A 24,732-nucleotide genomic window follows, 5' to 3' on the forward strand; every position below is an offset into this window, starting at 1 on the left:
CGGCGCGGCCACCTATCGGCCATCAAAATTGACGCCGACCGGACTCCGTAATCGTCGCGCTACAGTTCTTCTTCCGTCCCGGCTTGCGCCAGTTCGTCAAGCTCCTCGGCCATCTTCTCGATCGGGCCCTTGGCATCAGGCCAGTCGAACCCGACACGGCTAGCGCGCTTTTGCAGCTTTTCCGCCCGCATCAACGCCGGCAGCGTGGTCGCCACCCCGTCGAGCGCGCTGGTCGCGCCCTTGGCCCCGCGTTCCCGGGCCTTCAGCTTTTCCCAGCGCTCGGTCTGGGCATCGCCCGAGGCGTCGTCACCGAAGATGTGGGGATGGCGCGCCTCCAGCTTGTCGGAAATCGCCGCCGCGACATCGGCGAAAGCGAACGCGTCGGCTTCCTCGGCCATGCGCGCGTGGAACACGACCTGGAGCAGCAGATCGCCAAGCTCGTCGCGCAAGGCGGCCAGGTCATTGCGCTCGATCGCGTCGGCGACTTCGTAGGCTTCCTCGATGGTGTAAGGCGCGATCGTGGCGAAGGACTGCGCGCGGTCCCATTCGCAGCCGGACACGGGATCGCGCAAGCGGGCCATGATCGCCAGCAGGCGGTCAAGTTGGGAATGGCGGGGCTCGGTCATCGCGGCTCGGATCCATTGGGATGATAATATATACTCTTGTAAATCGAATCAGGCACTTAGGCCTACGCCGGTTTACGACATTTCGGGCGCCTATCATGTGGCTGCCCAGAAGTCATTCGATCTCGACCGTCTGCAACTCGAAGCAGCAGGGCAGGGAAGGCTCTTTCGGTGAGCGCCGTCATGGTCGATTTCCTGACTGTCGAAACGCCCGATCCGTTCGGGCAAGTGATCCACGGGGGCGAGGTCGTTAAGGTCGATCGTGACGGCGAGGTGGAGTGGTCCACGCGTTGCAAGCTGTCGGTTAAGGGCTCGTGGGACGGCCAGCTAGTCGTCCGTAACCTCATGGCGGACGATGTAATTTGCCCGGGTTTCGGGACGAAGCGCAGCGGTTTGGAGCTTTCGGGCAACCCGGCGAAATTCCTGCAGGGTCACAACCTGTTCGGCGTTGGGGATCCTACGGAGTTGATCCGCCGTGTTGTCGATCGCGTCGGATCGGTCCTTTTTCCGGGAACAAGCATGTTGCCCGTCGACCTTGGCATGGGCCAGATCAGCCGCATCGACCTGACGGCCTCGTGGCTTCTCGACCGGGCGGAAGACGTGCTTCCGTTCCTCAGGGCGATGGAAGAGCGTGTTTGGTGCCCCTACCGAGGCCGAGGGGTACAGTCTGAGCCGGGGACGTTGTATTATGGCTACTCGGCCAAGGGAAAGAGAGCGAAGGACTGGCAGCTTAAGCTTTATTCAAAGGGGCTGGAAGTGGCCCGGCGTAGGTTGCCCGGGCCTGCCATGGAAGTTCCGGGATTGCTCGATGAAGTCAACCGCACCGTGCGGGTGGAGTTGACACTAAGAACGGCAGAATTGAAGCGCTTAGGGCTTCGTAAATTGAGCGATTGGACCCCGGAGAAGGCGGGGGATGTTTGGCGGTCGTATGTGGACCGGTTGAATTTTGGAGAAAGCGCGATGACTCTGGATGCGACAGACCTTGCAGGTATTTTGAAACCTAGGCTGCTTGATGCGGTAGCGTCTTGGAAAGCGGGTAATGACATGCGCGCCGGTCGCTCGAAAACATCGTTTTATAGGCTGCGGCAAGAAGTGCTGGAGGCGTGTGGGTACGACATCGCTTCTCCGGTCCCAAAGTCTAACGTCGTGCCGCTGCGGCGAGTGATCGAGGCTAAGCCCGCTCAACGTCCCTCATGGGCCGATCAACTCACCGCAGCGCTAGAGCAGGCGGCCTAGCTGCCACTAGTCGTCTGCTGCACGGGGGGTCGGGGCGTTGAGTCCCGGCCCCCTTTTTCGTTGCATACGACTCCCGCGTTCTGTAGGCAAATCGCGCGCTGAGGGGCGTTGAGCAATCGAGAAGGTTGCTCCGATGAACTTTATCCATGTTGAAATCACGGCAGAGCCGATCGAGCCGGGCCGTACGTTCACCGATAAGCAGACTGGCATGGTGCGCCCTGCTCAGCCCAAGCAAAAAGCCTACCTTTGGTCCGGCGGCTCCTATCCCATTCCCTTCACTGTCAATGTTCCTGCGAGCGGTCCCTATCGCCCTGGGCGATATCTGATGGCCGGCGACGTCTTCAAGCCGGGTCAGTACGGCCTCGAATTTCGCGCGATCAAGCTTGAGCTCGTGGCGCTCGATGAGGGCGTCAAGCAAGCTGGCGAAAAGCCGAAGGTGGCGGCCGTCGGGTAAGGCGTTGCCGTGTCTCAGTTCATTTATTGCGTGCGCGCTTCGGATGGTGTGGCAGCACTTCCGTGCGGGACGCTTGATGGCGTGGCCTATGCGCCCGTTGTCTATGAGCCTGACTCTTCTCCTGTCGAAATTGATACTGCGCAGGCCGCCCAGCTTTTTGGCTGGTCGTTCTCGCTGGTCATGATCTCATTCGTCGTCGGCTTCACGGTCGGCGCGATTGTGCGGGTCATTCGCGCGGCGTGATCCGTCTTTTGAAAAGAAGTCCGCGATTTTGAAAGGCACTGCCATGCTGAAGAAAGTTGCTCTCGTTTCCGTTCTGATGATCGCTTCCACCGGCTCGGCGCTCGCCCAGGCGGCGGCGACCGGCCCGGATTACAGTTCGCTGACCAGCGCGATTTCGGTGGAATCGACTGTGACGGCGATCCTGTCCGTTGGCGCGCTCGTGATCGGCATTTCGCTCGCCGTGATGGGCGTCCGGAAGGTCATTTCTCTCGTTCGTGGCGCCTGACGGCGGGTGACACCTCGGGGCCGGGAGGCGTCTCGCTTTCCGGCCCTGTTCTGGGAGGCGTGGCCATGGACGGCGAACTTTTGATCAACCTTTTTATCGCGTTCCTCGGCATGGTGGCGGCTGCGATCGCCGTTATCGGTATCGCGACGGGCAATCGGCTATGATGCGGGTGTTGCTGCTGCTCGGGCTTGTCTTTGGGCTCGTGGTATTTCCGACTGCGGCGTCGGCGCAGCAGTGCACGGGCTACAACTGCGACGGCAAGCGCGACATTGGGCAGGCGCTGGCCAACACGCTCCGCGCCAACCTTGAGCGCACTGGTCATACCGATCAGGACATCGCCGACGCTATGTCGGCTCTTGAAGCGTACGTGCGTAATCTTGCTCAGACGAGTTGGTTGGCGTTGGCGCGTGTGCTCGGGTTTCCGACCGGATCGTCGCTTGGTGCTGGTGGCCGCGACAGTGCTTATTGCATTGAGAACCCGGATGCCTTGATCTGTACGGCGACTGGGGGAGGGTGGTCTGGCGGTGGCGCTCAGTTCGGTTGGAACTGTGATGCGTTGGACTTCTCAATTGATGAAAAGAACAACCTTATCGCGCCTGCGATGAACTTGCCCAATCCAAAGGCTATTGCTTACGAAACACCTCTTTGGATTGCACCAAATACTGATAACCATCTTAATACTACCGACGCATTTTCGGCACTTAAAGTCGGAATTCACATGTATAATCTCACGCAAGATTATGACAAAAGATATGCGCCGATGTTTATTAATGTTAACGCCGCCCTTAAAGGTGTTCTGGCTTCTTATCCGGCCCATTATAGTAATGGCGTACTCGTGAATAGCGCCGTTAAGTCATTTGCGAGTGGTCGTAATTCTCGTGCGTGGCCGGGTGACATTCCGCCGGGCACTGGCGACTGTGAGCCCGGTATTGCTGTCGGCGCTTTTGAGCTTCATTATCAGGGCTGCGCTTCGCCGCCTGACGAATGGGCCATTCCGCTGAGCGGTATCGTTCCTCTGAACCAGATCGGTCTTTGGTCGAAGGGAAATCAGGAGGCCGGGGCTTGCCCTATCGACCCTGAGCTTATCCGGTGGCTGACCGAGCACGCTTGGAAGGGCGCGTGCGAGACGGCTGGATACACAGGCCCGGCGTGTGGTCCGATTGAGATTGAGGATGTGCGCACTGGCGGTGAGACTCCGACGATCCGCGAGACGGGCGATACGCCGGTGATCCCGGAGCCGAACGATACTCCTTCGGAACCTGCCGTTGATCCAACTGGCGAACCGACGGGAGAGCCTTCGGGCGGCTCATCCGGCAGCCCAGATTGGACGAACCCCAACGTAGGCGCCCCTTCGGTGACTTCGCCGTCTGCTAGCTCGCTCGTTGATAAGGCGTTCGACTGGTTTCCCGAGCTTCCGTCGATAGAGATCGACTTAGGTGGCGCCGAATGCCCAACCTATAGTGCTGATTTCTTCGGACACGAGTTGGTATTGGATAGCCATTGCCCGTTTATAGAACAGAATAGAGCCACAATTTCGGCAATAATGATTGTGATTTTTACGATTGCTGCGGCTGCTATCGTTTTGAGGGCCTGACGATGTTTGGAATTATTAAGTCGGCGATTAACTATGCGCTGGATTTCATTCTAAAGGGCTCCATTATTAAGTTTGTCGTATTTACGGCGCTGTATTATGTTGTCACAGAGTTGACCGACATAGCCATCGGCATGATTGATCAGTCTGGTATGAATGGCATTGGCCCGTTGGTGTCGGGCCTGCCGGAAGATGTTCTGTTTTTTCTTGGTGTATTCCGTATCGAAATCGGCCTTCCGATGATTATCGCGGCCTATGTTGTTCGTTTTGGTATTCGGCGACTTCCTATTATCGGGTGATTTCTTATGGCGATTACGGCCTACACGGGGGTTCCCGGCGCTGGGAAGTCTTATGCGATGATCGAGCAGGTTATTTTGCCGGGTGTCCGTGTGGGGCGCCGAGTGTTGACCAATATCGGGGGCGTCCAGCCCGCTCGGATTGCGGCCTACTGTGCAGCTAAGTGGCCTGCCGATGATCTTGGCGAGGTTGTGGTTTTTGATGGGTCCGACGCGCTTCGTGCCGATTTTTTTCCGACGGAAGAGACCGGCGATGAGGACACCTTCGTTAAAGGCGGCGATCTGCTCGTGTTCGATGAATGGCGCTTGACGTTCCCCAATCGCGGCGCGGTTCCGAATGCTCGACTTGAGCCGTTTCTGCGGTGGCATCGTCACCTTACGGATAGTCGTGGGATCGCTTGTGATGTTGTGATCGGCACGCAGCTTTTAACCGATATTCATCGAGATTTCCGGGGGTTGGTCGAGCGCTCCTACAAGTTTCGGAAGCTCAAATCTGTTGGTTTGCCGAAGTTCTACCAGTGGGACGCCTACGATGGTCACTTGCAGCCCAAGGGGGAGGGTTACGCAAAAGGAAACGGAAAATATAAGCGCGAGATTTTTGAGCTTTATAGATCATATTCTACTGATGGAGACGGTAAGGAGTTATCTACTGACAAGAGAACGTCGGTTTTTACCAAGAGCGTTGTTGGTATAGCGCTCGGCGTATGTCTTATGTTCGGGTTGGGTGGCTATGGCGTTTATCGGTTTTTCTTGCGGGATGATGTCGCCGCTGCGAAGGTTGGCACCAAACCACCAGGCGCTGCGGTGCCCTTGTCGTCGGCTCCTTCGGTTTCTTTCGGTGGGCATCCTCCGCGGCCTCAGTCGCCTTATCGGATTGCCGGCTTTGTTGACGGCCCTCAGGGCGTCCGTGTGGTGCTTAGCGACGACAAAGGATCGGTTCGGGTCGTTGGGCCCGACGGGTTCGATTTCGACCGTGGTAGGCCGATTTATGGCGTGTTGGACGGCGAAGCTGTTGTGGCTGACGATCGGCTCGATCTGGGTTCTCGTTCGGGCGCGGGTTCGTCCTCTTTCGGGTTGACGATGTGATGCGTTGGGCCCTCGCTCTCGTGCTGGCCTTTTCGCCTCTCGTTGCTCATGCGGAGCGATTGCCCGAGGGTTCCGGTCCGGTTCGTGTTCAGCTTGATTCGATGCCGACGGGTGCGCTCGTGACCATGCTTATGCGTGATGTTCTAGGCGTGCCTTATGTGATTGCGCCAGACGTTCTGACCGATCGAAAGGCCCTGTCGGTTAACTTGGTCATGCCTCGCGACGATTTGCCTGTCGCGATTGCTCGGTTTCTCCGTTCGATTGGTCTCGTTGTCGATCTTCAAGGCGGCACTGTGTTCGTGAGCCGTAAGCCGATGTCCGGCGCGCTCTATCCGTCGCCCTCGATGCCGTCGTCTGCTCCGGTGAATTTCGGCGGTTCGCCTACTGGATCGCCTTTGTTGCCGTCCTCTCCGTCGTCTCCTGCGGTTACGGCTGTCGCTGATGAGCCGCTTCCTGTGGTCGCTGTGATCGAACCTGCGCACCGTTCACCTATGGAGCTGGCGGAGGTCGTTCGTAGCGTCCTGCCGTCTGTTTCTGTTGCGGCGCGCGAGGCAAGTGAGCCTCGTGGGGGGCAGGTTGCAGATCGTTTCGCGCCCAGTTCGTTGGTGCTCTCCGGTCGTAAAGCTGATGTGTCTCTTGCGATGGAGCTTATCCGTTCCATTGATCGCCCACGGCCTTCTGTCTCGATCCGTGCTGTTCTGTTCGAGGTCCGCACTAGTCGGTCTCGCGGATCTGCGCTTTCGTTGCTGGCGGACGTGCTTGGTGGGCGGATCTCGCTTAGCAGCTTTGCCGGGCAGGCCGGCGGCGATCAGTTCCTTAAGATCGCGACTGGCGGGTTATCGGCTGTTGTTTCTGCGGTTCGAGGCGATGGTCGATTTGAGGTTGTTGCCGAGCCGTCGCTGTCTGCTGTTTCCGGTTCGACTGCGACGATCAATTCGGGCTCCCAGGTGCCGACGATTGGCGAGGTCACATATACGGATAATGGCCAGCCTGTGCGGTCTGTGGTCTATCGCGACAGTGGTGTTTCGCTCACTGTCTCGCCGACCGTGCGGAAGGGTGAGATTGAACTGCGCGTCACGCAAGAACGTTCGAGTTTCGTTCGAACATCGACGGGTGTTGATGAGACACCGACGTTGAACAAGTCGTCTGCCTCGTCTGTTGTCGCCATGCTTCCCGGTGAGACTGTGGCGATCGCCGGGCTTGACGAGCGTTCTGATGAGAACAACCGGCAGGGCCTTTTCGGTGGCCTTCTCGGCTCACGGCGCCATGACAAGATGGCCTCGCAGCTTTTGCTCTTGGTGCAGGCCGATATTGTCCGGGACGATCGTGGTGCCACCACTGGTGTGCAGCTTCTGGGTGAAGATAACGACGATGAAACGGCTTCGGATGTCTCTCCCGAGCCCCGTGTGGGGGTGTAGGGGGTTTACCCCCTACGGGATGCCCCTTTTTCTCTTTTCGGGGCTGTCCGCGCTTCTCTGGTCGATTTTGCTGGTGATCCTCTTGCCGCTCTCTCTGCCTCCCTGCCGAGCCATTTTTGCCGGTCCTTTTGACCGGCTCTTTTTTGTCGTTTTGCTGCGCCTCGATCGGGCTGGGCCGCAGCGAGCGGAGCGAGCGAGGGCCAGCCCGATCGAGGGTCCAGCAGCGCCGAGAATTCGCATTGTCTAATAACCATGCGAATTTGTCCCAAAAATGGGACTCCGGGGTGAAATCCCCGTCCTTTGACCGGTCGCGGGATCGGACAGCTTTTGCGCCGAATTCCGGCGTTTCGGCTTGGCGGGAAAATGTGCGGATTTGTCCCAGCTCACGGTGCAGGCGAAAGGCGGTTGGGCCAAACCGATTGGATGCGCAATCCGCTCGGTCGTGGTAAGGCCGCCCGCGAGCTAGAGGTGGATGAGGATGAAACGCGCTGGGATGACAGGCTCAGGAAGGTGGCGAAGATGAAGCCTAAGCCGGAGAATCCAGAATGATGCGCCTTGCGCTCGCCGCGCTGGTACTTGCGCTCCCCGCCACAGCGCAAGCGCAATCGGGACCTTACAAACTGATTGTCGTTGCCAACGACTCCACCGTCGCTATTGACTATCCGAGCCTAGAACGGTGCCAAAAGGCTGCGAACGCGGCTGAAGGGGAGGCGCGTCGGAGGCTCCGCGAGGCGTACGCGCAAAACCCCGATCCTATCATCAAACCAGCGTTACGGGTGGTGGCATTTTGCATCCCCGGATAAGCGCGCATGGCGATGCGAAAGCTGCCGTCCGCGCTTCTCGTTACCGGGCGTTCATTTGGGTCGAAATCTTTCCACGTATCCTAGCCGCAAAGAGCAGGTAGCGTCAGAATGAACGTTTTTCCCAACTCCGTGGGCCAAATAGGCGATTAATATCGGTAATCTCGTAAGAGTTGCTCGTTATTTGCTAGCCCATGATCGATCCCAGCAGCTTTGAATGGCGGTTCCGGTTTGCGCATATGCGGTTGCTCTTCGCGTGCTTCATGGTGAAGTCGTTCGATCGCAAAGGGATTGGGCGGAAGGTTTCGAACGACAACTGACCTAAGCGGGTTGCCGTTTATTCTGACGGTGGTATGGTTCGTCTATGCTGACAGCGTGGTGTTGTGTCAGCGCTGACGGGGGGAGCGGTGGTGGCTGTTGACCGTAAGAACAGTAGGCGGCAGAGTGCGGATATTCGCAAGCGCACGCCTCTAGAGCAGGCAATTGCGGAGAAGACTGACCGAAATGCGCGCTACGAAGTGCGCATGCGTCAAAAGGGCTTCAAGCGGACCACGATTTGGGTTCGCGAGGACCGTTTAGATGAGGTCAAGGCTTTCGTTCATCGATTGAACGAGGGCGCTCCGCAGGAGCCGACGCCATGACCGACCTCCGCTCGCAAATCACCGCCCAGATTGATAATATATATTATGTTAAATCATACTACGAAGCGAGATGCAGCCCGGTAAGCTGGATCACCAGCACCAGCCCGACGATGATGGCCAGCCAGATCGTCGCCATCCGCACCTTGCGCTCGACGCTGAGGCCCTGCGCCTGCAAGCCGCGCCACGCGAGGAACAAGGCGCCGAGCACGCCGACGATCGCGACGATCATCGCGCCCGTGGACATCACGCCACCAGTTCCATGCCGTCGTACGCGACCAGCACATGGCCCGGCACCTCGCGGCCGAGCGCGGCGTAGTCCATGCTCTTGTCGAGATGCGTCAGCACCGCGCGATCGACCCGGCACGCCTCGGCCAGTTCCAGCGACATGGCCAGATGCGCATGGGTCGGATGCGGCTCACGGCGCAGGCAATCGATCACCAGCACGTCGCAGCCATGGAACAGATTGACCATGTTGCGCGTAATCTCGCTGAAGTCTGTTGCGTAACCGATGGATTTATCTTGATAACTAAAGCGGTACCCGGTGCTCTGCGCCGGCCCGTGCGGCATCTGGCACGCCGCCACGCCAAAGCCCTCGCAAATGCGCAGGTTGTCGAGCGTGTCGAGCGTCACGATCGTGGGATAGCCGTGCTGCCCGGCGAAGACATAGCCGAACCGCTGGCGCAGGCGCCGCACCGTCTCATCGGCGGCATAGCCGGGGATCGGCCCCGCGCGGCCATAGCGCAGCGGGCGCAAGTCATCGATGCCGTGGCAATGATCGGCATGGTCATGCGTCCAGAACACCGCGTCGATCCGGTCGATCTCGCAAGCGAGCAATTGGCTGCGCAAATCCGGCGAGGTGTCAATCAGCACGCGCCGGCCTTCGGGATGCTCGATCAGGACCGAGACGCGCGAGCGGCGGTTCTTCGGTTCGGCCGGATCGCACAGGCCCCAGTCGGCTGGGCCATGCTCGCCGCCAAGCCGCGGGACACCGGTGGACGTGCCGCTGCCGAGCACGCGCAGCTTCACGCGCGCGCCTTCGTGAACAGCGCGAAGAAATTGCGCGTGGTCTGCTCGGCCAGCCGTTCGGGCTCCTCGCCGCGCAGCCCCGCCACGAAGCGGGCAGTATCGGCGGTATAGGCCGGCTCGCACGGCCGCCCGCGATGCGGCACGGGGGCGAGGAACGGCGAATCGGTTTCGACCAGAATCCGGTCGGCCGGCAATTCCGCGGCCACGGCCTGAAGATCGCGCGCGTTCTTGAAGGTGACGATGCCCGACAGCGAGATCGACAGGCCCAGGTCCAGCATCTGCCGGGCAAAGCCCGCCGACGCGGTGAAGCAGTGGATGAGGGCGGGGAAAGCCCCCTTCCCCATCTCCTCGCCGATGATGCGCGCGGTGTCATCCTCGGCATCGCGCGTGTGAACGATCAGCGGCAGCCCGGTTTCGCGCGAAACAGCGATGTGGGTGCGGAACAGCACCTGCTGTGTCGCGCGGTCGGACTTGTCGTAATAGTAATCGAGCCCGGTCTCGCCAATGCCGATGACCTTGGGATGCGCGGCGGCTTCCAGCAGCGCCGCTTCGCCCAGGTCGGCGTGCTGGTCCGCCTCGTGCGGGTGAATGCCGACGCTGGCCCAGACGTCCGCCTCGCGCGCGGCCGTGCCCACCACTTTGTCCCACTCGCGCCGGCGCGTGGAAATGTTGAGGAAACCGCCAATCCCGGCCGCGCGCGCGCGGGCGAGCACGCCCTGCTGGTCTTCGACGAGCCCTTCGTATTCGAGATGGCAATGCGAATCGATCAGCATCAGGCCGGCGTCTCTTCAGGCAGTTCCAGGCGCGGGAACAGCGGCTTCGGCGTGGCGATGCGGTAACCGCTTTCCGCCAGCGGCGAATACCAGTGCTCGCCGATCCCGGCGTACGTGCGATGGGCCAGAGGCACGCCCATGGTGTCGAGCAGCGTGTCAGCGCTGGCCGGGATCACCGGGCGGATCGCCACGGCAAGCTGGGCAATGCAGATATAGAGCGTCGCCAGCACGGTTTCCATGCGCTGGGGATCGGTCTTGCGCAGGGTCCACGGTGCCTGGCTGTCGATATAGGCATTGCACGCGAAGACCGCCTGCAGCCAGTGCTCGACACCTTGCTGCAGCGCCAGGTCATCGAAGGCGGCGGGCACGTCGCGTTGCACCGCCTTGCCGATGGTCTCGAACAGTTCGGTATCCGCCGCGTCATGCCCGTGGATCTCGGGAAGGCGGCCTTCCAGGTTCTTGGCGATGAAGCTCAGCGTACGCTGCGCGAGATTGCCGAAGGCATTACCCAGCTCAGTATTGGCCCGCATCACAATGGCTTCTGGTGAATAGCTGCCATCCTGCCCGAAGGCGACTTCGCGCATCAAGAAATAGCGCAAGGCATCGACGCCGAACGTCTCGGCCAGCCCGATCGGATCGGTCACATTGCCCAGCGACTTCGATTCCTTCTGCCCGCGATTGAGCAGGAAGCCATGGCCGAACACCTGCCGGGGCAGCGCCAGGCGGGCGCTCATCAGGAAGGCCGGCCAGTAGACCGTGTGGAACCGGACGATGTCCTTGCCGATCAGGTGCAGGTCCGCCGGCCACCACCTCGCGAAATCGCCGCCCTCGTCGGGAAAGCCCAACCCGGTGATGTAATTGGTCAGCGCGTCGACCCACACGTACATCACGTGGTTCTCGCTGCCCGGCACCTTGATGCCCCAGTCAAAGCTGGTGCGCGACACCGAAAGGTCGCGCAGGCCGCCTTCGACGAAGCGCATGATTTCGTTCCGGCGGCTGTCCGGGCGGATGAAATCGCGCGAGGCATAAAGATCCAGCAGCGGCTGCTGGTATTTCGACAGGCGGAAGAACCAGCTTTCCTCGACCGTCCATTCCACCGGCGTACCTTGTGGCGAAAGCTTCTCGCCCCCCTCGCCCTCGACCAGTTCGCTTTCGTCGTAATAGGCTTCGTCGCGGATCGAGTACCAGCCTTCGTAGCGATCGAGATAGAGATCGCCGCTGGCTTCCATGCGGCGCCACAATTCCTGCGTCGCGGCGTGATGGCGCGGTTCGGTGGTGCGGATGAAAACATCGTACCCAATGTTAAGGGCACCGCACATATCAATGAAATATTGCGACATTTCTGCCGCCAGTTCAGCCGGCGTCTTGCCCAGCTCGCGCGCCTTCTGGGCCATCTTCAGGCCATGCTCATCGGTTCCGGTCTGGAACCGCACGTCGCGGCCTTGGGCCTTGTGGTGGCGCGCGATCACGTCGGCGGCGATCGCCTCGTAAGCGTGGCCGATATGCGGCTTCCCGTTGGGATAGCTGATCGCGGTGGTAAGGTAATAGGGTTCGCCCATGCGGGATCGCGCGGCTTTCTTGTCCAGAGTGGCTAGCGTGCCGCTTCTCTAGGCATCGCGGTCGAGGCCAGCAACCCGCCAATTTCCATTATGAGGAGCCCGGCATCGAAATTGTAGGTCGGCGCCTGCGCCGAAAGCCTGGTCAGCGCGCCGTGCGCCTCGATGATCCGGGCCTGCCGCGCGCGCGGCGCCGCGGCCAGTTCGTTGGCCAGCGTCGCGCGGGCCAGGTCGAGCGTGGCCAGCAGCCGTTCGCGCGCGGGGCGGGCGCCCATCTCGTCGGCCAGCCGGCCGCGCAGGGCGAATGCCTCGTCGCCTTCGTGCAGAATCCGCAACATCAGGGCGTGGATCGCGCCCAGTTCGTGCTCGGCGAAAGCCAGCGCCACGCCGGGCGAGCCGTGCGATGCGGCGATGGCGGCGGCGCGCGCCGCGCTGTCGGCCTGCGGCACGTCGCGGCGGATCACCGCGTCGAGTTCCTCGGGCTTGAGCGCGGCAAAGCGCAGCACCCGGCAGCGCGAGCGGATGGTCGGCAGCAGACGCCCCGGCTGATGCGTCACCAGCAGGAAATAGGTGCCGACCGGCGGCTCCTCCAGGCTCTTGAGCAAGGCATTGACCGCGCCCTTCTCCATGTCGTCGGCCGGGTCGATCACGATCGCGCGGCGCCTGCCCAGCGTGGGCCGCGTATTGAGCCGCTGCTGCATCCGGCGCACCTGGTCGATCGTGATGTTGCGCTTCACCTGAAAGGGCTTGCCCTCGGCCTTCTTCTTCGCCTCGTCGTCGTTGGCGGGAAGATGGTCCAGGATGTGGATATCGGGATGGGTATCGGCATCGGGCAGCTTCTCGCCCGGCTCGCGCACCAGTTCGGCGGCGGCGGCGCGCGCGAAGGCGTGCTTGCCCAGCCCCTTGGCGCCGGCCAGCAGCCAGGCGTGGTGCATCCGTTCCGAAGCGATCGCGGCCAGCCATTCCTGCCAGGCCGCTTCCTGCCCGATGAAGTCCTTGCCCGCGCGCGCCATCAGGCCGGTCCGGCCAGGCGCGCGATCGCGGCGAGCACGCGCGCATGGGTCGCATCCTTGCCGCCATCGCCGTCAATCCGGGCGAAGCGCGCCGGTTCGGCCTCGGCCAGCCGCGCGAAGGCCTCGGCCACGCGCTGGTGATAGGCCGCGCCGCGCCCCTCGATCCGGTCCGCCTGCCCGCCATCGCGCCGCGCCAGCCGTTCGGCCGCGACTTCGGGGGAAACCGCGATCAGCACGGTCAGGTCAGGCAGCAATCCCTCGCTGCCGATGGCGTGGAGCGCCAGGATATCGACATCCGAAAGGCCGCCGCCCCCGCCCTGATAGGCCCGGCTCGAATCGACGAAGCGATCGCACACCACCCATTGCCCCGCCGCCAGCGCCGGACGGATCAATCGTTCGACATGATCGGATCGCGCCGCGGCGAACAGCAGCGCTTCCGCGCGCGGGTTCCAGCCTTCGCCTTCGGTGCCCAGCAGCAGTGCCCGGATCGCCTCGGCACCGGGCGTGCCGCCGGGCTCGCGCGTCATCACCACGTCGATCCCGCGCGCGCGCAGCGTTTCGGCAAGCAGCCGGGCCTGGGTGGACTTGCCCGCCCCTTCCCCGCCCTCAAACGCAATGAACCGTCCCGGCGTCATGAGAACAGGTTCATAACCCCGTTGACGAGCCTGTCCATGGGCCCGGCGCGCTCCACCGCCGTGGCCGCGTAAAGCGGGATGCGCCCCGGCGTGGTGCCGCCGACGCGAATCTCCAGTTCGGCCACGCGCGCGCCCTTGCGGATCGGCGCTTGCAGCGGGCCATCATAGCGCAGCGTCAGCCGGATCGGCTCGCCGCCGGCCTTGGGCAGCGTGGCATAGACATCGCGGTTGGCGATCAGCCGCACGGTGCGCGCCGCCCCGTCCTGCACCCGCGCCTGGCCGATGGCCTTGCCCTTGGCGAACAGCGGCCGCCCATGCCATTGGGCAAAGCCCCATTCGAGCAGCGCGCGCGAGGCCACGTCACGCTCCGCCGCAGATGGCGCGCCGGCCACCACCATGACCAGGCGCCGCCCGTCACGCTCGGCCGAGCCGAGGAAGCAGTAGCCGGCATCGCGCGTGTACCCGGTCTTGATCCCGTCCGCGCCGGGCACCACGCCGACGGTGGGATCATGGCTGGTAAGCACAAGATCGCGCCACTGGTAATGCTTCTGCCCGGCATAGCGGTGATAAAGGCGGGGATAGAGCACGATCATCGCTTCGGCGAGGCGGGCCAGATCGCGCGCGCTGACATGGGTCCTGCCGCCATCGGGCCAGCCATTGGCCGTGGCGTAATGCGTCCGGCTCATGCCCAGGCGCTTGGCCGTGTCGTTCATCATGAAGGTCCAGGCATCCACGCTGCCGGCATATTCGCGCGCCAGCACGACGGCGGCGTCATTGGCCGACGCGGTCATGATGCCGTGGAGCAGTTCATCGGTCGTCGCCGTATCGGTGGGCCGCAAGTACATGCTCGTGCCCTTGGCGTACCATTCCCGCGCGATTTCGGGGCGAACGGCGAAGCGGCGGCGCAAGGGCAGCCGCCCGGCCGCGATCTCCTCGAACGCGACATAGGCGGTCATCACCTTGGTCATCGAGGCGGGCGCGAAGCGGGCATCGGCGCGGTGCTGCTCCAGCACCTGGCCAGATCCCAGATCGACCAGCATGGTCACGGGAACGCGCGCGACTTCGGGCGGGGGCGGCGGCACGGCGGCCGATGCCGCGCCGCCCCACAAGGCAAGCGCGGCGATCGACGTCCAAACTCTCTTCAAGACCCGCAAGCTCCGGCGTGATGGACGCGCGGGGCCGCCGATCGGCAGGATCAGTCCGCGCGCTGGATTCGCGCGTCCCTATACCCCGCCGCTTTCGCCTTCTCCAGCGCGGGGCCGGCTTCTCCACTGCTGGCGAAGGGCCCCAGGCGGACGAGCCAGAACTTGCCCGGCTTGCTGACCACGCCGCCAAGCTGCCTGGCCGCCTTGTCGGCATGGTCCCTGGCCGAGAACGCGGCGACCTGAACGACATAGGCGCCTGCCTTCACGGCGGGCGCGGCCGGCCTGGGCGCCAGCGGCGTCTCAGGCTTGCTCGCGGGTTTGGGAGCCGCAGGTTTGGGAGCCGGCTTCGGCGTGCCGGTGGGCGCGGGAGCCGGACTCGGCCTGGCCGCCGGCGTCTTGGCCGGGGTGGCCGTGGCCGGCGCCGTCGTGGGCATGGCGGGTGGTATCGAGGCCGGCGGCCCCAGCGGCGATTGCTCGGCCAGCTTGCGGCGCAGCACCTTGAGCAGCGCGTCGGGCGTCGCCATCCGTTCCGGCGCCTCGCGGCCCTGACGCAGCGCGGCCCGCTCGATCTCGGGTGGATTGACCCGGCGCACGCGCACCGCCGCGCTGGCACCCGGCGCCAGGCCAAGCTGCGCTGCCGCGGCGGGCGAAAGCTCGATCAGCAAATCGTTGGCCATCGGCCCGCGCCGTTCCAGCCGCACCAGGATCGTCCGGCCGCTGTCGAGCGCGGTGACTTCGACATAGCTGGGCAAGGGCAGCGTCTTGTGCGCCCCGGTCACGCCCGCGCTGGCGGCATCGCCGATCGCCGCCATGCCCACCGCATCGTAATTGAGCTGGTCCGATGGCGTATAAGTGATCGCGCCGATCGTGAAGGGATCGCCGATCACCATCGGATAATCGGCCGCCGGCCCGGTGACAGGCAGCGCGGGCGCCGGCGCGGGCCGTGCCAGAATGCCGCTTGCGCTGCCGCCCAGCAGGATCAGCGCCGCCAGCGGCAGGGCATGGTTAACGGACAATCTCATCTGCAAGCAACCCCACCGATAACGCGTAATAATTCGAGCAGTTATATTGGAGGATCACCCGATAATTCCCGGTTAACAGATAGGCCGGCTTGCCCGGACCATCGGGCTGGAACACCGTGGCCAGCACACTCTCGCCGATCGGGGCCAGCGGCGTCACGCCCAGGGCGCGCCATTCGCCCACCGTCTTCCATTGCGAATGGCGGGCATGGACACGGTCACACGTCGGCGCGGCAAGCCGGCTGTCATAGGCCGGCACATCGAACCCCGCCGGCACCGAAGCGCGCACGCCCCAGGGCTCGCCCGGCCGCCAGCCGGCATCGCGGAAATAGTTGGCGATCGAGGCGAGCGTATCGGCCGGGCTGCTCCAGATATCGGCATCGCCATCGCCATCACCGTCCGCCGCCAGCCGCAGATAGACGCTGGGCAGGAACTGCGGATTGCCGAAAGCCCCGGCCCAGCTTCCCTTGAGGCGGCTGGGCGGCACGCCCCGGTCGATCATCCTGAGCACCGCGATCAGCTCGCCCTCGAACAAATCGCGCCGCCGCCCTTCCCAGGCCAAAGTGGCGAGCGAACGGGCCAGATCGAAATCGCCGGTATAGCTACCGTAATTGGTCTCATGCCCCCAGATCGCCAGCATGATCTTGCCGGGCACGCCATAGCGCCGCTCCAGCGCGGGCAGCAATCCCGCCACTTGCGCATAGCGCGATCGCCCGCCGGCAATGCGATTGGCATCGACATGGCGCGCAAGGTACGGCGCGATCGGCGGCGGGGCGACTTGCCGGCCTGGCTGCGCGTTGTCGAGATCGATCACGCGCGGGTTGGGCGTAAGCCCGGTCAGCACGCGGGCGATCGTCGCCTCGCTCACCCCCTCGCCGCGCGCCCGCGCCGCGACCAGTTGCAGATAGCCGGGGAAGCTCTCCTGCGGCTGCTGCGCCTGCGCGGCCGGCATCGCCAGCGTGAACAGCAAGGCACTGGCCGCAAGCTTCGCGGCCTTTCGAATTCGCATGGCGCACATCATCCCGGCCGATGTCGCACACTGCACCCGGCTTGTGAATGCCCCGGGCCCGACAGACTGGCGACAACCACCACCAGCCGTTCACGCGCCGCGCCGGACGGCCCAACCCTCTTGCGCGCGCGCACCATTGGCGCCATGCGCTGCCGGACGCGGACAGATGGCAGAGCGGTTTAATGCACCGGTCTTGAAAGCTAACGGGGGGTTTCGACGCTCGACGGCACGGACTGGCGAAAAAGGGATGTAGTTAGAATAGCTTAGCGGCGGGTCGAGAAATGGCTAAAACGAGCGGCAGCGCCGCCATCTAGCAGATTTCTAGCCGCGCCGCTGAATCGGTATGGAAGAGTGTCCGAGTGGTTTAAGGAACTGGTCTTGAAAACCAGCGACGGGGCAACCCGTCCGTGGGTTCGAATCCCACCTCTTCCGCCAGATCGAATCAATGGAGCTACCCTGCATAGGCGAAATACACCTTCCCTCGGGCGGGATCGATGATGGTTACGCTGCCACCGCGTCCATACGAATAGAAAGATCCCGGTTCACGAATCGCGCGATTTGCTTCGTCATCGCGACCTTTTTCGATTGGAATAGAGAACCCATATTTATCGAGGTATTCAGCGATCGTGGCAGAATGCCCGTGCTTTTCCGCTTCGCTATCGTAGTGATGCCAACTGTTTCGCACCCCGCTTTCGTCAACGGGAGTTGCGTGCCAGCTTTCTGCTCCGCCGGGCAAGGCTTCACCTAGACGCTGTCCTTTACTGCGCGCCCATTGGGCACTCGCACCGGTAAGGCGATAGACGACAAATCCCGTCTCGTTGTCGCCCGGCAAGCCGATACCACCGAAGGAATCTTCTAAGCGGTATTCAATCCAAGCTACATGCAACGGACTGGGAACCCTCGCTAGAACAAAGCGAAGTTCGTATGCTTTGAACGCCAGATAAGGCGATGTGACAACTAACAGTCCCGCCGAAACTATGGCGACCCGTCTGATCCGGTGATCAGGGTCTGTAGCTCTCCATCTCTTGCGGAGCAGTAAGAGAACGGCACCGATGAGCGCAATTGGCGTCAATAGAACCAAGATGATCCCAAGAAAGATTGCAAAGCCGATCATGCCGCGTTGGTACGCTTATATCTTTACCGAATCATTCCATTAGGATGAGGCTGCGAGGAATTAGCGAGTATATGTCAGCACCGGCCACCATCCGCTCATAGCAGCGCCCCGCACCCGGAGACGCGAGGCGCTGACAGCGTCAGGCGGGAGGAGAAGGCACCTCGCCCCGCTGCTGCGGATGTTCGATTTTCGAGGGACCGTCCGCTGGTCCTCGGCGCGGGTGAAGATGACGAAAGCCCTGCGCAACCCTATGCTGCTACTGGCTGGCACCGTCAGCGAGCATATGCCAGCGCCCAAACGCCGCCCTCGTCCCATTCGCGGAGATGGTCGAGGATCAGCAGGAAGTCCCCTGCCAGCTTGCCAGCCATCACCTCCGCATACGTGGCATCGGCGAACGCATCGAACGAACCGCACATGATGACGATGGGCGATGGTCGCGGCTTCCGAACGGTCTCCAACTTCGCCACGCGGCGCTGAAGTGCCCGGATGCCCGACATTGTGGTCAGTCCTTCTTGGCGAGCGCCTTGCTCACCTCAATGTCAGCGGCAACCTTCCCGGCTTCCAAAGCGAACTCCTCGTCCACCACACCGAAGTGGCGCTGCATGATGCGGTCTGCGTATTCGACGGGCATCCCATACTTCTCGGCCTTGGGATGCGAACCGGGTTCAGCGGCTTTCAGGGATTCGTCGTGTCAGTCATGTCATTCTCCATCGTGGGGATACACCCCATCAGGCAGCTTGGAGCGCATCATTTCCCTGCGGTCCAGCCTCTCGCCATCAACCACGAAAGTGCCGTCGCCCACGGCGTGGAGCGTGCGTTGTTCGGCGCGGGTGCTGTCGAAATAGGCGGCGAGCCCTTCGAGCACGACGATGCTGTGCCGCTCGACGATGTCGATCACGCGGCATTCGATCTGGGCCAAGCATTCGCGGATCAGCGGCGCGCGCACGTGGCGGGCCTTCGCGCGGGTGAGGCCGAAGCGGGCGAACTTGTCGGTATCGGCGCCAGAGCAGGTGCCCACGCCCACGGCGGTATCGAGCAGATCGACCGTGGGGATGGCGATCACGCATTCGCGCGTGTCACGCAGCGCGTCGTAGGAATGGTTCCAGGCGCCGGTGGTGATCGCCAGCACGGGCGAAAAGTCCATCACCATGGTCCAGGTGATGGTCATCACATTGTCCTTGTGGCCGTCGTTCGTCGTCACCAGGACCACCGGGCCCGGTTCGATCAGCGTGAACGCCCTGCTGAGTGGCAAAGTTTCCATGTCCGTGTCCTCCTGCGCAAGCCATAGCACCGGCGCGGCCATGGCGCCTGCTTCGTGCCCCGCGCCGCCCGCCTCCTTGTCGCGACGATGTCTCGGCTCGTCGGACAGCGGTTGCCGGGGTCGTGCCCCGCGTGCGAGGGGCACGCCCCCAACGGATGAGCCGGCCCCACGGCCGGATGGATTTCTACCGGGAACCGGATAAGATTCTGTTCATTTCAGCATGATAGCGAAAAATTAACCGTCATCGTGCATTTTACCATCGCCGGACGAAGGACTTCGACAGATGCCCGGGCCTAGCGCCGAAGAACAATATTTCCTGGAGCTGCTCAACGAAACGCGGCTCGATCCGCTCGGCAACGCGGCGCGTTATATCTCGTCCTACGCCCCGCTCGATGCGGAGCAGACGAATATCCAGCAGGCGCTCGACTATTTCGGCGTGGATGGCGATGCGCTGCTGCAAGCGTTCTCCGCGCTTGCCCCGGCCGGCGCGCTGGCCTGGAGCGAGGAGCTTTCGGCGTCGGCCGAAGGCCACAACGCCAAGATGATCACTTACGACACCCAGTCGCACCAGGTGACAGGCGAGCTTTCGCTGGGCGACCGGATCAAGGCGGCGGGATACGATTATCGCTCGGCCGGCGAGAACATCTACGCCTATGCCGACGATATCCTCTATGCCCACGCCGGCTTCATGGTCGATTGGGGCTATGACGCGGAAGACGTCGATTCCGGCAACGTCGTGCGGCCCGATTTCGCCTCGCTCGGCGACGGGATGCAGGACGCGGCCGGCCACCGCAAGAACATCATGAGCGGCGGCTATACCGAAGTCGGCATCGCCGTGACGCATGAGACCGATACGCGCACCCAGGTGGGCGAACTGGTCATCACCCAGGATTTCGGCAATCGCGGCAAGCTGTTCGTTACCGGCGTCGCCTATGACGATGCCGACGGCGACAGGTTCTATTCGATCGGCGAGGGTCGCGGCGACCTGCACGTCAGCGTGGGATCGGCCAGCGTGACGAGCTGGTCCACCGGCGGCTACAGCCTTGCTACCGGCGGCGGCGCGATCGCCCTGACGCTGAGCGGCGGCGGATTGTCGGGCGCGGTGACGGTGAACGCCACGATCGGCGCGCAGAACCTCAAGCTCGATGTCGTCAATGGCAACACCCTGCTCGCCTCTGGCTCGATCGCGGTCACGGGCGATGCGGTCAGCGAGATCAGGGGCCTTGGCCTCAGCGGCCTGTCGCTTACCGGCGGGGCCGGCGGCCAGCGGATCGAAGGCACGCGCGGCAACGACACGCTCAATGGCGGCGGCGATGACGATACGCTGCTGGGCGACCTTGGCAACGATACGCTGGTCGGCGGCAGCGGCGTGGACACCGCGGTGTTTTCCGGGCTGCACAATGCCTATGCCGTCAGCCAGGGCGGCAATGGCGGCGTGATCGTGGCGGGCAATGGCCAGGGCAGCGACACCACCGACGGGATCGAGGTGTTCCGCTTCGACGATGGCGATTTCGTCTGGAACGCGCAGACGCATGTGCTGCAGCCGGCTTCCGGGACACCTGCACCCACGCCGACGCCGACGCCAACCCCCACGCCGACCCCTACGCCAACACCGACGCCTACCCCCACTCCCGCCAACAGCGCGCCGACGCTCGCCACCACGCAGTCCGCCTCGACCAAGGAAGACACCGCGCGGCAGATCACGGCGACGGCCAGCGATCCCGATGGCGATACCTTGTCCTATTCGGCCAGCGCTCCGGCGCACGGCACGCTGGCTGGCGGCGCCAACGGGCTGTTCACCTATACGCCCCTGGCCAACTTCTTCGGCACCGACACGTTCAAGGTGACGGTAGCCGACGGTCATGGCCATGCCGTGCTGCAAACCGTCACCGTCACCGTGACGCCGGTCAACGATGCGCCGGTGCTGACCGCGCCGCAGGACCTGAACACCCAGACGGGCATCCCCGTCACGCTGACTGTCGGCGCCACCGACGTGGAAGGCGATGCGCTGACCTACACCGCATCGGACTATCAGCACGGCACGGTGACGGGCGGGGCCGGCGGCCATTTCGTCTACCTGCCGGCGAGCGGCTATGCGGGCACCGATAGCATCACCGTTTCGGTCAACGACGGGCATGGCGGGATCGCGACGCGGACGGTGCATGTCGTCATCCAGCCGCAAGCGGTGGCCAATTCGGCCCCGGTCGTGGCCGCGACGCAGACCGTGGCGGTGCCCGATGGCGCCGCGTCCGCGCAAATCCTCGTCGCCGCGACCGACCCCGACGGCGACCCGCTGAGCTACAGCTTCACCGCCGCGCTGCACGGCACTGTCACCGCCGGAACGGGCGGCGTCTTCACGTATGTGCCCGGCGCGCAGTTCGCCGGATCGGATCACTTCACCGTCACTGTCAGCGATGGCCACGGCGGCACCGCGACACAGACCATCTCTCTTACCGAGGTAGACGATATGCCTGATTTCATCATCATCACGCGCGACGGCTTCAAGGGCGAGATCGGCGGCGCGGGCACCATCTATGGCACGGCCGAATTTCAGGACCTGAAGATTCTGGACGCACCCGGCCAGATCGAGTTCGACCCTTCCTACAACAAGGGCGGCGACGTGCTGCGCCTGGCGCACGCGGCATCGGCCTATCACGTGGCGCTGAACGGTTCCTCGGTGCTCATCTCGGACAGCGATTCAAGCTATCTGATCCCGGTCGGCGTGGAGCCCATCTACATGGTCTTTTCCGACGGGGTGCGCGCGCTGGGGTACGACACGGTTTCGGGCACGGTGAAGATCGGCGCGCAATCGATCACCGGCACTGCCGCCACGATCACCGCGGCGGCCGAACAGCTTACCGTGCCTGACGAATCGAGCGTCTTCTCGCAATCGCGTATCTCGATGCTGGACGGGGCCGAAGTCACCGCCGGCGGCGCCTATTCGGTGTTCGGCACGAGCGGGGCGGAAAAACTGCATTACAGCTATGGCGAAATGACGCTCGATCCCTCGTTCAACAAGGGCGGCGACGTGCTGTACCTGCCCGAGGGGCCATCCTCGTTCAGCGCCTATATCAAGGGCACCGCGATCGTGCTGTCCTCGCACCTGGGCAAGATCACCATTCCCGTCGGGCCGGACGGCATGGAGCTGAACTTCAACGGCCAGGCGCTGCTGCTCAGGCTGGATACCGATGCCGGCGCGATCAAGGTGGGCGACAAGGTCATCACCGGCACCAGCGCGATCACCGCCACGTCGCTGGCCGGCGCGGGCGTGACGCCCGATGGCGACATCGCGCTGGACGATTTCGGCGCCAACAAAGTCACCAATGTCGCGCTGGACGCAGACAAGACTTACGAGATCACGCATGACGGCACCAAGTCCACCGACGTGGTCATCGCCCATTTCGGTGCGGACGATCACTTGTTCATTTCGGGCCTGACCGGCCAGCAGCTGAGCTTCGGCAGCTTCGCGCAAGGCGGTGACGGCATCGCCAACGACTTGCGCATGACCTACAACAACGGTGTCGTCTTCACCCAGATCGTGCTGCTCGACGTCGCCGATTCCCACGCCTTCGTCTACAGCGAGGCGACGGCGGAAGCCTCGGTCGGCTACAACTTCGTCAGCTTCGGCTGAGGCGCCATCGCGGGCCGCAAGGCGTCCTAACGAAGCGCTTACGGCCGCCTCGGTATTGCGGAGCGGGCGCGGCTAACCGCTTTGTAATTTCTTGCCGGCATTGCAGGGTTTCGCGGCAGGAGGCTCCCTTGAAGCACGACAGGATCGTCGGTGAAGACGGGCGAAACACCCAGCGCAGGCCGCGCATCGGCGTGGCGTTGCTCTGCGAGGTGCGTCAGGGCACCCGGCCCTGGAAGACCGCGCGGCTGGACGACCTTTCACCTGGCGGCTTTCGCATTTCGCACATGCCCGATGCCCGGCCCGAAGTGCCGTTGCGCATCCGCATTCCCGGCATCCAGCTGCTCAGCGCGCGCATCTGCTGGGAACGCGACGGGGCGATCGGCTGCGAATTCGCCGAGCCGCTCCACGTCGCGGTGTTCGAGCATATCGTGAAGGCCGCCAGGGGGGCGTGAACGCCCTTTCCCGGCGCCTCCCGTCAGATGTGGATCACGCGCCCGTAAGCGGCGAGCACCGATTCGTGCATCGTCTCGGAAATCGTCGGATGCGGGAAGATCGTCTGGATCAGTTCCGCCTCGGTCGTCTCCAGCGTCTTGCCGACGACATAGCCCTGGATCAGTTCGGTCACTTCCGCGCCGATCATATGGGCGCCGAGCAGTTCGCCGGTCTTGGCGTCGAACACCGTCTTGACGAAGCCTTCCGCCTCGCCGAGCGCGATCGCCTTGCCATTGCCGATGAACGGGAACGTGCCGACCCTCAGCTCATGACCCGCTTCCTTGGCCTTGGCTTCGGTCAGCCCGACCGAGGCGATCTGCGGGTGGCAATAAGTGCAGCCCGGAATATTGCGGCGATCGAGCGGGTGCGGGTGGACTTCGCCATTGCCCAGTTCCCGCGCGATGGCCTCGGCCGCCGTCACGCCTTCATGGCTTGCCTTGTGCGCCAGCCACGGCCCGTCCACGCAGTCGCCGATCGCCCAGACGCCTTTCACATTGGTGCGGCCATAATCGTCCACCTTGATGTGGAAGCGCTTGTCGGGCTCGATGCCGAGATCTTCCAGGCCGATGTTCTCCAGGTTCGGCACGATGCCGACCGCGACGATGACATGGCTGAACTCGGTGGTCTCTTCCTTGCCGGCCTTGTCCTTGATCGTCACCTTGACGCCCGCCGCGCTCTTTTCGACCGTGCCGACATTGGCCTTGGTCATGATCTTGATGCCCTGCTTGACCAGCGCCTTTTCGAGGAAGGCGGAAACATCCGCGTCCTCGACCGGGACGATGCGGTCCATCATCTCGACCACGGTCACGTCCGAACCCATGTCGTTGTAGAAGCTGGCGAACTCGATGCCGATCGCGCCCGATCCGATCACCAGCAACTTGGACGGCAGTTCCTTGGGCGTCATCGCGTGGCGATAGGTCCAGATGCGTTCGCCATCGGCCTTCATCTTGGGCAGGTCGCGCGCGCGCGCGCCGGTGGCGATGACGATGTGCCTGGCCTCAAGATCGGTGGCCTTGCCGTCCTCGGCGGTGACGGTGAGCTTGCCCGGCGCGGTCAGCTTGCCGGTGCCCATGTGCACCGCGATCTTGTTCTTCTTCATCAGGTGGGTGACGCCCTGGTTGAGCTTGTCCGCCACTCCGCGCGAACGCTTCACCACCGCGTCGAGATCGGCGGTGACGTTGTCGGCCACCAGGCCATAGTCCTTGGCGTGCTTCATCTGGTGGAACACCTCGGCCGAGCGCAGCAGCGCCTTGGTCGGGATGCAGCCCCAGTTGAGGCAGATGCCGCCGAGCCGCTCACGCTCGACGATCGCGGTCTTGAGGCCCAGCTGCGCACAGCGGATCGCCGAAACATAGCCGCCAGGGCCCGAACCGAGAATGATGACGTCGTAGGAATCTGCCACTGC

General features: G+C 63.2%; 26 protein-coding genes, 1 tRNA gene and 1 pseudogene. 13 read left to right on the plus strand and 15 right to left on the minus strand.

Translation table 11 applies throughout. The features are described 5' to 3' along the window. Positions 1-65: 65 nt before the first annotated feature. Positions 66-626, minus strand: a pseudogene (mazG, locus tag PYV00_RS09175) (nucleoside triphosphate pyrophosphohydrolase); the annotation flags it as partial. A gap of 168 nt (positions 627-794) precedes the next feature. Between mazG and PYV00_RS09180 the strand changes: the two are divergent. The 10 genes from PYV00_RS09180 (at position 795) to PYV00_RS09225 (ending at position 8,653) form a co-directional block, all read left to right on the plus strand. Next, positions 795-1,859 (plus strand): phage/plasmid replication protein, II/X family, encoded by a 1,065-nt coding sequence (locus tag PYV00_RS09180; protein WP_275227970.1) that lies wholly within the window; start codon positions 795-797, stop codon positions 1,857-1,859. A gap of 133 nt (positions 1,860-1,992) precedes the next feature. Further along, positions 1,993-2,313: a single-stranded DNA-binding protein gene (locus PYV00_RS09185; RefSeq protein WP_275227971.1), complete on the plus strand. Its 321-nt coding sequence runs from the start codon at positions 1,993-1,995 to the stop codon at positions 2,311-2,313. 9 nt (positions 2,314-2,322) lie between these two features. Then, the gene (locus PYV00_RS09190) at positions 2,323-2,556 is read left to right on the plus strand and encodes a hypothetical protein (protein WP_275227972.1); all 234 of its coding nucleotides are present in this window, start codon (positions 2,323-2,325) and stop codon (positions 2,554-2,556) included. A gap of 43 nt (positions 2,557-2,599) precedes the next feature. Then, positions 2,600-2,821 (plus strand): major capsid protein, encoded by a 222-nt coding sequence (locus PYV00_RS09195; protein WP_275227973.1) that lies wholly within the window; start codon positions 2,600-2,602, stop codon positions 2,819-2,821. Positions 2,822-2,984: 163 nt separating this feature from the next. Beyond that, positions 2,985-4,415 carry a hypothetical protein gene (locus PYV00_RS09200; protein ID WP_275227974.1) on the plus strand — a complete coding sequence of 477 codons (1,431 nt, stop codon included), beginning with the start codon at positions 2,985-2,987 and terminating at the stop codon, positions 4,413-4,415. Positions 4,416-4,417: 2 nt separating this feature from the next. Beyond that, the gene (locus tag PYV00_RS09205; RefSeq protein WP_275227975.1) at positions 4,418-4,711 is read left to right on the plus strand and encodes a DUF2523 family protein; all 294 of its coding nucleotides are present in this window, start codon (positions 4,418-4,420) and stop codon (positions 4,709-4,711) included. Between the two features lie 6 nt (positions 4,712-4,717). Next, a complete protein-coding gene (locus PYV00_RS09210; protein ID WP_275227976.1) occupies positions 4,718-5,794 on the plus strand; it encodes a zonular occludens toxin domain-containing protein in 1,077 nt (358 codons plus the stop codon). 59 nt (positions 5,795-5,853) lie between these two features. Continuing rightward, on the plus strand, positions 5,854-7,212 hold the full coding sequence (locus PYV00_RS09215; RefSeq protein ID WP_275227977.1) for a type II secretion system protein GspD: 1,359 nt from the start codon (positions 5,854-5,856) through the stop codon (positions 7,210-7,212). A gap of 405 nt (positions 7,213-7,617) precedes the next feature. After that, the gene (locus PYV00_RS09220; protein ID WP_275227978.1) at positions 7,618-7,761 is read left to right on the plus strand and encodes a hypothetical protein; all 144 of its coding nucleotides are present in this window, start codon (positions 7,618-7,620) and stop codon (positions 7,759-7,761) included. A 661-nt stretch (positions 7,762-8,422) separates the two neighbouring features. Beyond that, positions 8,423-8,653 (plus strand): hypothetical protein, encoded by a 231-nt coding sequence (locus tag PYV00_RS09225; protein WP_275227979.1) that lies wholly within the window; start codon positions 8,423-8,425, stop codon positions 8,651-8,653. 58 nt (positions 8,654-8,711) lie between these two features. On the opposite strand, the gene PYV00_RS09230 is transcribed toward PYV00_RS09225, so the two are convergent. The 9 genes from PYV00_RS09230 to PYV00_RS09270 are packed head-to-tail and all read right to left on the minus strand — an operon-like array spanning position 8,712 to position 16,829. Then, positions 8,712-8,900, minus strand: coding sequence for a hypothetical protein (locus PYV00_RS09230; protein ID WP_275227980.1), 189 nt, complete (start codon positions 8,898-8,900; stop codon positions 8,712-8,714). Further along, positions 8,897-9,679, minus strand: coding sequence for an MBL fold metallo-hydrolase (locus PYV00_RS09235; RefSeq protein ID WP_275227981.1), 783 nt, complete (start codon positions 9,677-9,679; stop codon positions 8,897-8,899). Before PYV00_RS09235 ends, PYV00_RS09230 begins: the two co-directional genes overlap by 4 nt. Beyond that, on the minus strand, positions 9,676-10,452 hold the full coding sequence (locus PYV00_RS09240; RefSeq protein ID WP_275227982.1) for a TatD family hydrolase: 777 nt from the start codon (positions 10,450-10,452) through the stop codon (positions 9,676-9,678). Before PYV00_RS09240 ends, PYV00_RS09235 begins: the two co-directional genes overlap by 4 nt. Then, positions 10,452-12,011, minus strand: a complete 1,560-nt coding sequence (gene metG / locus PYV00_RS09245; protein ID WP_275227983.1) for a methionine--tRNA ligase — start codon at positions 12,009-12,011, stop codon at positions 10,452-10,454. Before metG ends, PYV00_RS09240 begins: the two co-directional genes overlap by 1 nt. Positions 12,012-12,043: 32 nt before the next feature. Next, on the minus strand, positions 12,044-13,021 hold the full coding sequence (locus PYV00_RS09250; RefSeq protein ID WP_275227984.1) for a DNA polymerase III subunit delta': 978 nt from the start codon (positions 13,019-13,021) through the stop codon (positions 12,044-12,046). After that, complete coding sequence (gene tmk, locus PYV00_RS09255; RefSeq protein WP_275227985.1) at positions 13,021-13,656, minus strand: dTMP kinase; 636 nt, start codon at positions 13,654-13,656, stop codon at positions 13,021-13,023. The genes PYV00_RS09250 and tmk overlap by 1 nt, the downstream gene beginning before the upstream one ends. Continuing rightward, the gene (locus PYV00_RS09260; protein ID WP_275227986.1) at positions 13,653-14,801 is read right to left on the minus strand and encodes a D-alanyl-D-alanine carboxypeptidase family protein; all 1,149 of its coding nucleotides are present in this window, start codon (positions 14,799-14,801) and stop codon (positions 13,653-13,655) included. The genes tmk and PYV00_RS09260 overlap by 4 nt, the downstream gene beginning before the upstream one ends. A gap of 50 nt (positions 14,802-14,851) precedes the next feature. After that, positions 14,852-15,823, minus strand: a complete 972-nt coding sequence (locus PYV00_RS09265; RefSeq protein WP_275227987.1) for a septal ring lytic transglycosylase RlpA family protein — start codon at positions 15,821-15,823, stop codon at positions 14,852-14,854. Then, on the minus strand, positions 15,807-16,829 hold the full coding sequence (locus tag PYV00_RS09270; protein WP_428981622.1) for a lytic murein transglycosylase: 1,023 nt from the start codon (positions 16,827-16,829) through the stop codon (positions 15,807-15,809). Before PYV00_RS09270 ends, PYV00_RS09265 begins: the two co-directional genes overlap by 17 nt. A gap of 345 nt (positions 16,830-17,174) precedes the next feature. Between PYV00_RS09270 and PYV00_RS09275 the strand changes: the two genes are divergently transcribed. Next, positions 17,175-17,264: transfer RNA gene (locus tag PYV00_RS09275), tRNA-Ser, on the plus strand. A gap of 16 nt (positions 17,265-17,280) precedes the next feature. Here the strand turns inward: PYV00_RS09275 and PYV00_RS09280 are convergent. The 4 genes from PYV00_RS09280 to PYV00_RS09295 all read right to left on the minus strand — a co-directional run bounded on the left by PYV00_RS09280 (position 17,281) and on the right by PYV00_RS09295 (position 19,204). Continuing rightward, on the minus strand, positions 17,281-17,943 hold the full coding sequence (locus PYV00_RS09280) for a hypothetical protein (protein WP_275227988.1): 663 nt from the start codon (positions 17,941-17,943) through the stop codon (positions 17,281-17,283). Positions 17,944-18,215: 272 nt separating this feature from the next. Next, positions 18,216-18,440, minus strand: coding sequence for a hypothetical protein (locus tag PYV00_RS09285; protein WP_275227989.1), 225 nt, complete (start codon positions 18,438-18,440; stop codon positions 18,216-18,218). 5 nt (positions 18,441-18,445) lie between these two features. Continuing rightward, complete coding sequence (locus PYV00_RS09290) at positions 18,446-18,574, minus strand: hypothetical protein (RefSeq protein WP_275227990.1); 129 nt, start codon at positions 18,572-18,574, stop codon at positions 18,446-18,448. A gap of 69 nt (positions 18,575-18,643) precedes the next feature. Continuing rightward, on the minus strand, positions 18,644-19,204 hold the full coding sequence (locus tag PYV00_RS09295; protein WP_275227991.1) for a flavin reductase family protein: 561 nt from the start codon (positions 19,202-19,204) through the stop codon (positions 18,644-18,646). Between the two features lie 283 nt (positions 19,205-19,487). Here PYV00_RS09295 and PYV00_RS09300 point away from each other — a divergent pair, with 283 nt between their 5' ends. Together PYV00_RS09300 and PYV00_RS09305 are read left to right on the plus strand one after the other, a co-directional pair. Further along, complete coding sequence (locus tag PYV00_RS09300) at positions 19,488-22,835, plus strand: Ig-like domain-containing protein (protein ID WP_275227992.1); 3,348 nt, start codon at positions 19,488-19,490, stop codon at positions 22,833-22,835. A gap of 128 nt (positions 22,836-22,963) precedes the next feature. Then, the gene (locus PYV00_RS09305) at positions 22,964-23,287 is read left to right on the plus strand and encodes a PilZ domain-containing protein (RefSeq protein ID WP_275227993.1); all 324 of its coding nucleotides are present in this window, start codon (positions 22,964-22,966) and stop codon (positions 23,285-23,287) included. A 23-nt stretch (positions 23,288-23,310) separates the two neighbouring features. On the opposite strand, the gene lpdA is transcribed toward PYV00_RS09305, so the two are convergent. After that, a complete protein-coding gene (lpdA, locus tag PYV00_RS09310) occupies positions 23,311-24,729 on the minus strand; it encodes a dihydrolipoyl dehydrogenase (protein ID WP_275227994.1) in 1,419 nt (472 codons plus the stop codon). Positions 24,730-24,732 lie beyond the last annotated feature (3 nt).

Source organism: Novosphingobium album (ex Liu et al. 2023) (assembly GCF_029076845.1).
GTDB lineage: Bacteria > Pseudomonadota > Alphaproteobacteria > Sphingomonadales > Sphingomonadaceae > Novosphingobium.

Excerpts from the sequence above, each read along its gene's own strand:
- PYV00_RS09185 (WP_275227971.1), top strand. The coding sequence starts at position 1,993 with ATGAACTTTATCCATGTTGAAATCACGGCAGAGCCGATCGAGCCGGGC.
- PYV00_RS09195 (WP_275227973.1), top strand. The coding sequence starts at position 2,600 with ATGCTGAAGAAAGTTGCTCTCGTTTCCGTTCTGATGATCGCTTCCACC.
- PYV00_RS09200 (WP_275227974.1), top strand. The coding sequence starts at position 2,985 with ATGCGGGTGTTGCTGCTGCTCGGGCTTGTCTTTGGGCTCGTGGTATTT.
- PYV00_RS09205 (WP_275227975.1), top strand. The coding sequence starts at position 4,418 with ATGTTTGGAATTATTAAGTCGGCGATTAACTATGCGCTGGATTTCATT.
- PYV00_RS09210 (WP_275227976.1), top strand. The coding sequence starts at position 4,718 with ATGGCGATTACGGCCTACACGGGGGTTCCCGGCGCTGGGAAGTCTTAT.
- PYV00_RS09240 (WP_275227982.1), bottom strand. The coding sequence starts at position 10,452 with ATGCTGATCGATTCGCATTGCCATCTCGAATACGAAGGGCTCGTCGAA.
- metG (WP_275227983.1), bottom strand. The coding sequence starts at position 12,011 with ATGGGCGAACCCTATTACCTTACCACCGCGATCAGCTATCCCAACGGG.
- PYV00_RS09250 (WP_275227984.1), bottom strand. The coding sequence starts at position 13,021 with ATGGCGCGCGCGGGCAAGGACTTCATCGGGCAGGAAGCGGCCTGGCAG.
- tmk (WP_275227985.1), bottom strand. The coding sequence starts at position 13,656 with ATGACGCCGGGACGGTTCATTGCGTTTGAGGGCGGGGAAGGGGCGGGC.
- PYV00_RS09265 (WP_275227987.1), bottom strand. The coding sequence starts at position 15,823 with ATGAGATTGTCCGTTAACCATGCCCTGCCGCTGGCGGCGCTGATCCTG.
- PYV00_RS09270 (WP_428981622.1), bottom strand. The coding sequence starts at position 16,829 with ATGCGAATTCGAAAGGCCGCGAAGCTTGCGGCCAGTGCCTTGCTGTTC.
- PYV00_RS09280 (WP_275227988.1), bottom strand. The coding sequence starts at position 17,943 with ATGATCGGCTTTGCAATCTTTCTTGGGATCATCTTGGTTCTATTGACG.
- PYV00_RS09285 (WP_275227989.1), bottom strand. The coding sequence starts at position 18,440 with ATGTCGGGCATCCGGGCACTTCAGCGCCGCGTGGCGAAGTTGGAGACC.
- PYV00_RS09290 (WP_275227990.1), bottom strand. The coding sequence starts at position 18,574 with ATGCCCGTCGAATACGCAGACCGCATCATGCAGCGCCACTTCGGTGTG.
- PYV00_RS09295 (WP_275227991.1), bottom strand. The coding sequence starts at position 19,204 with ATGGAAACTTTGCCACTCAGCAGGGCGTTCACGCTGATCGAACCGGGC.
- PYV00_RS09300 (WP_275227992.1), top strand. The coding sequence starts at position 19,488 with ATGCCCGGGCCTAGCGCCGAAGAACAATATTTCCTGGAGCTGCTCAAC.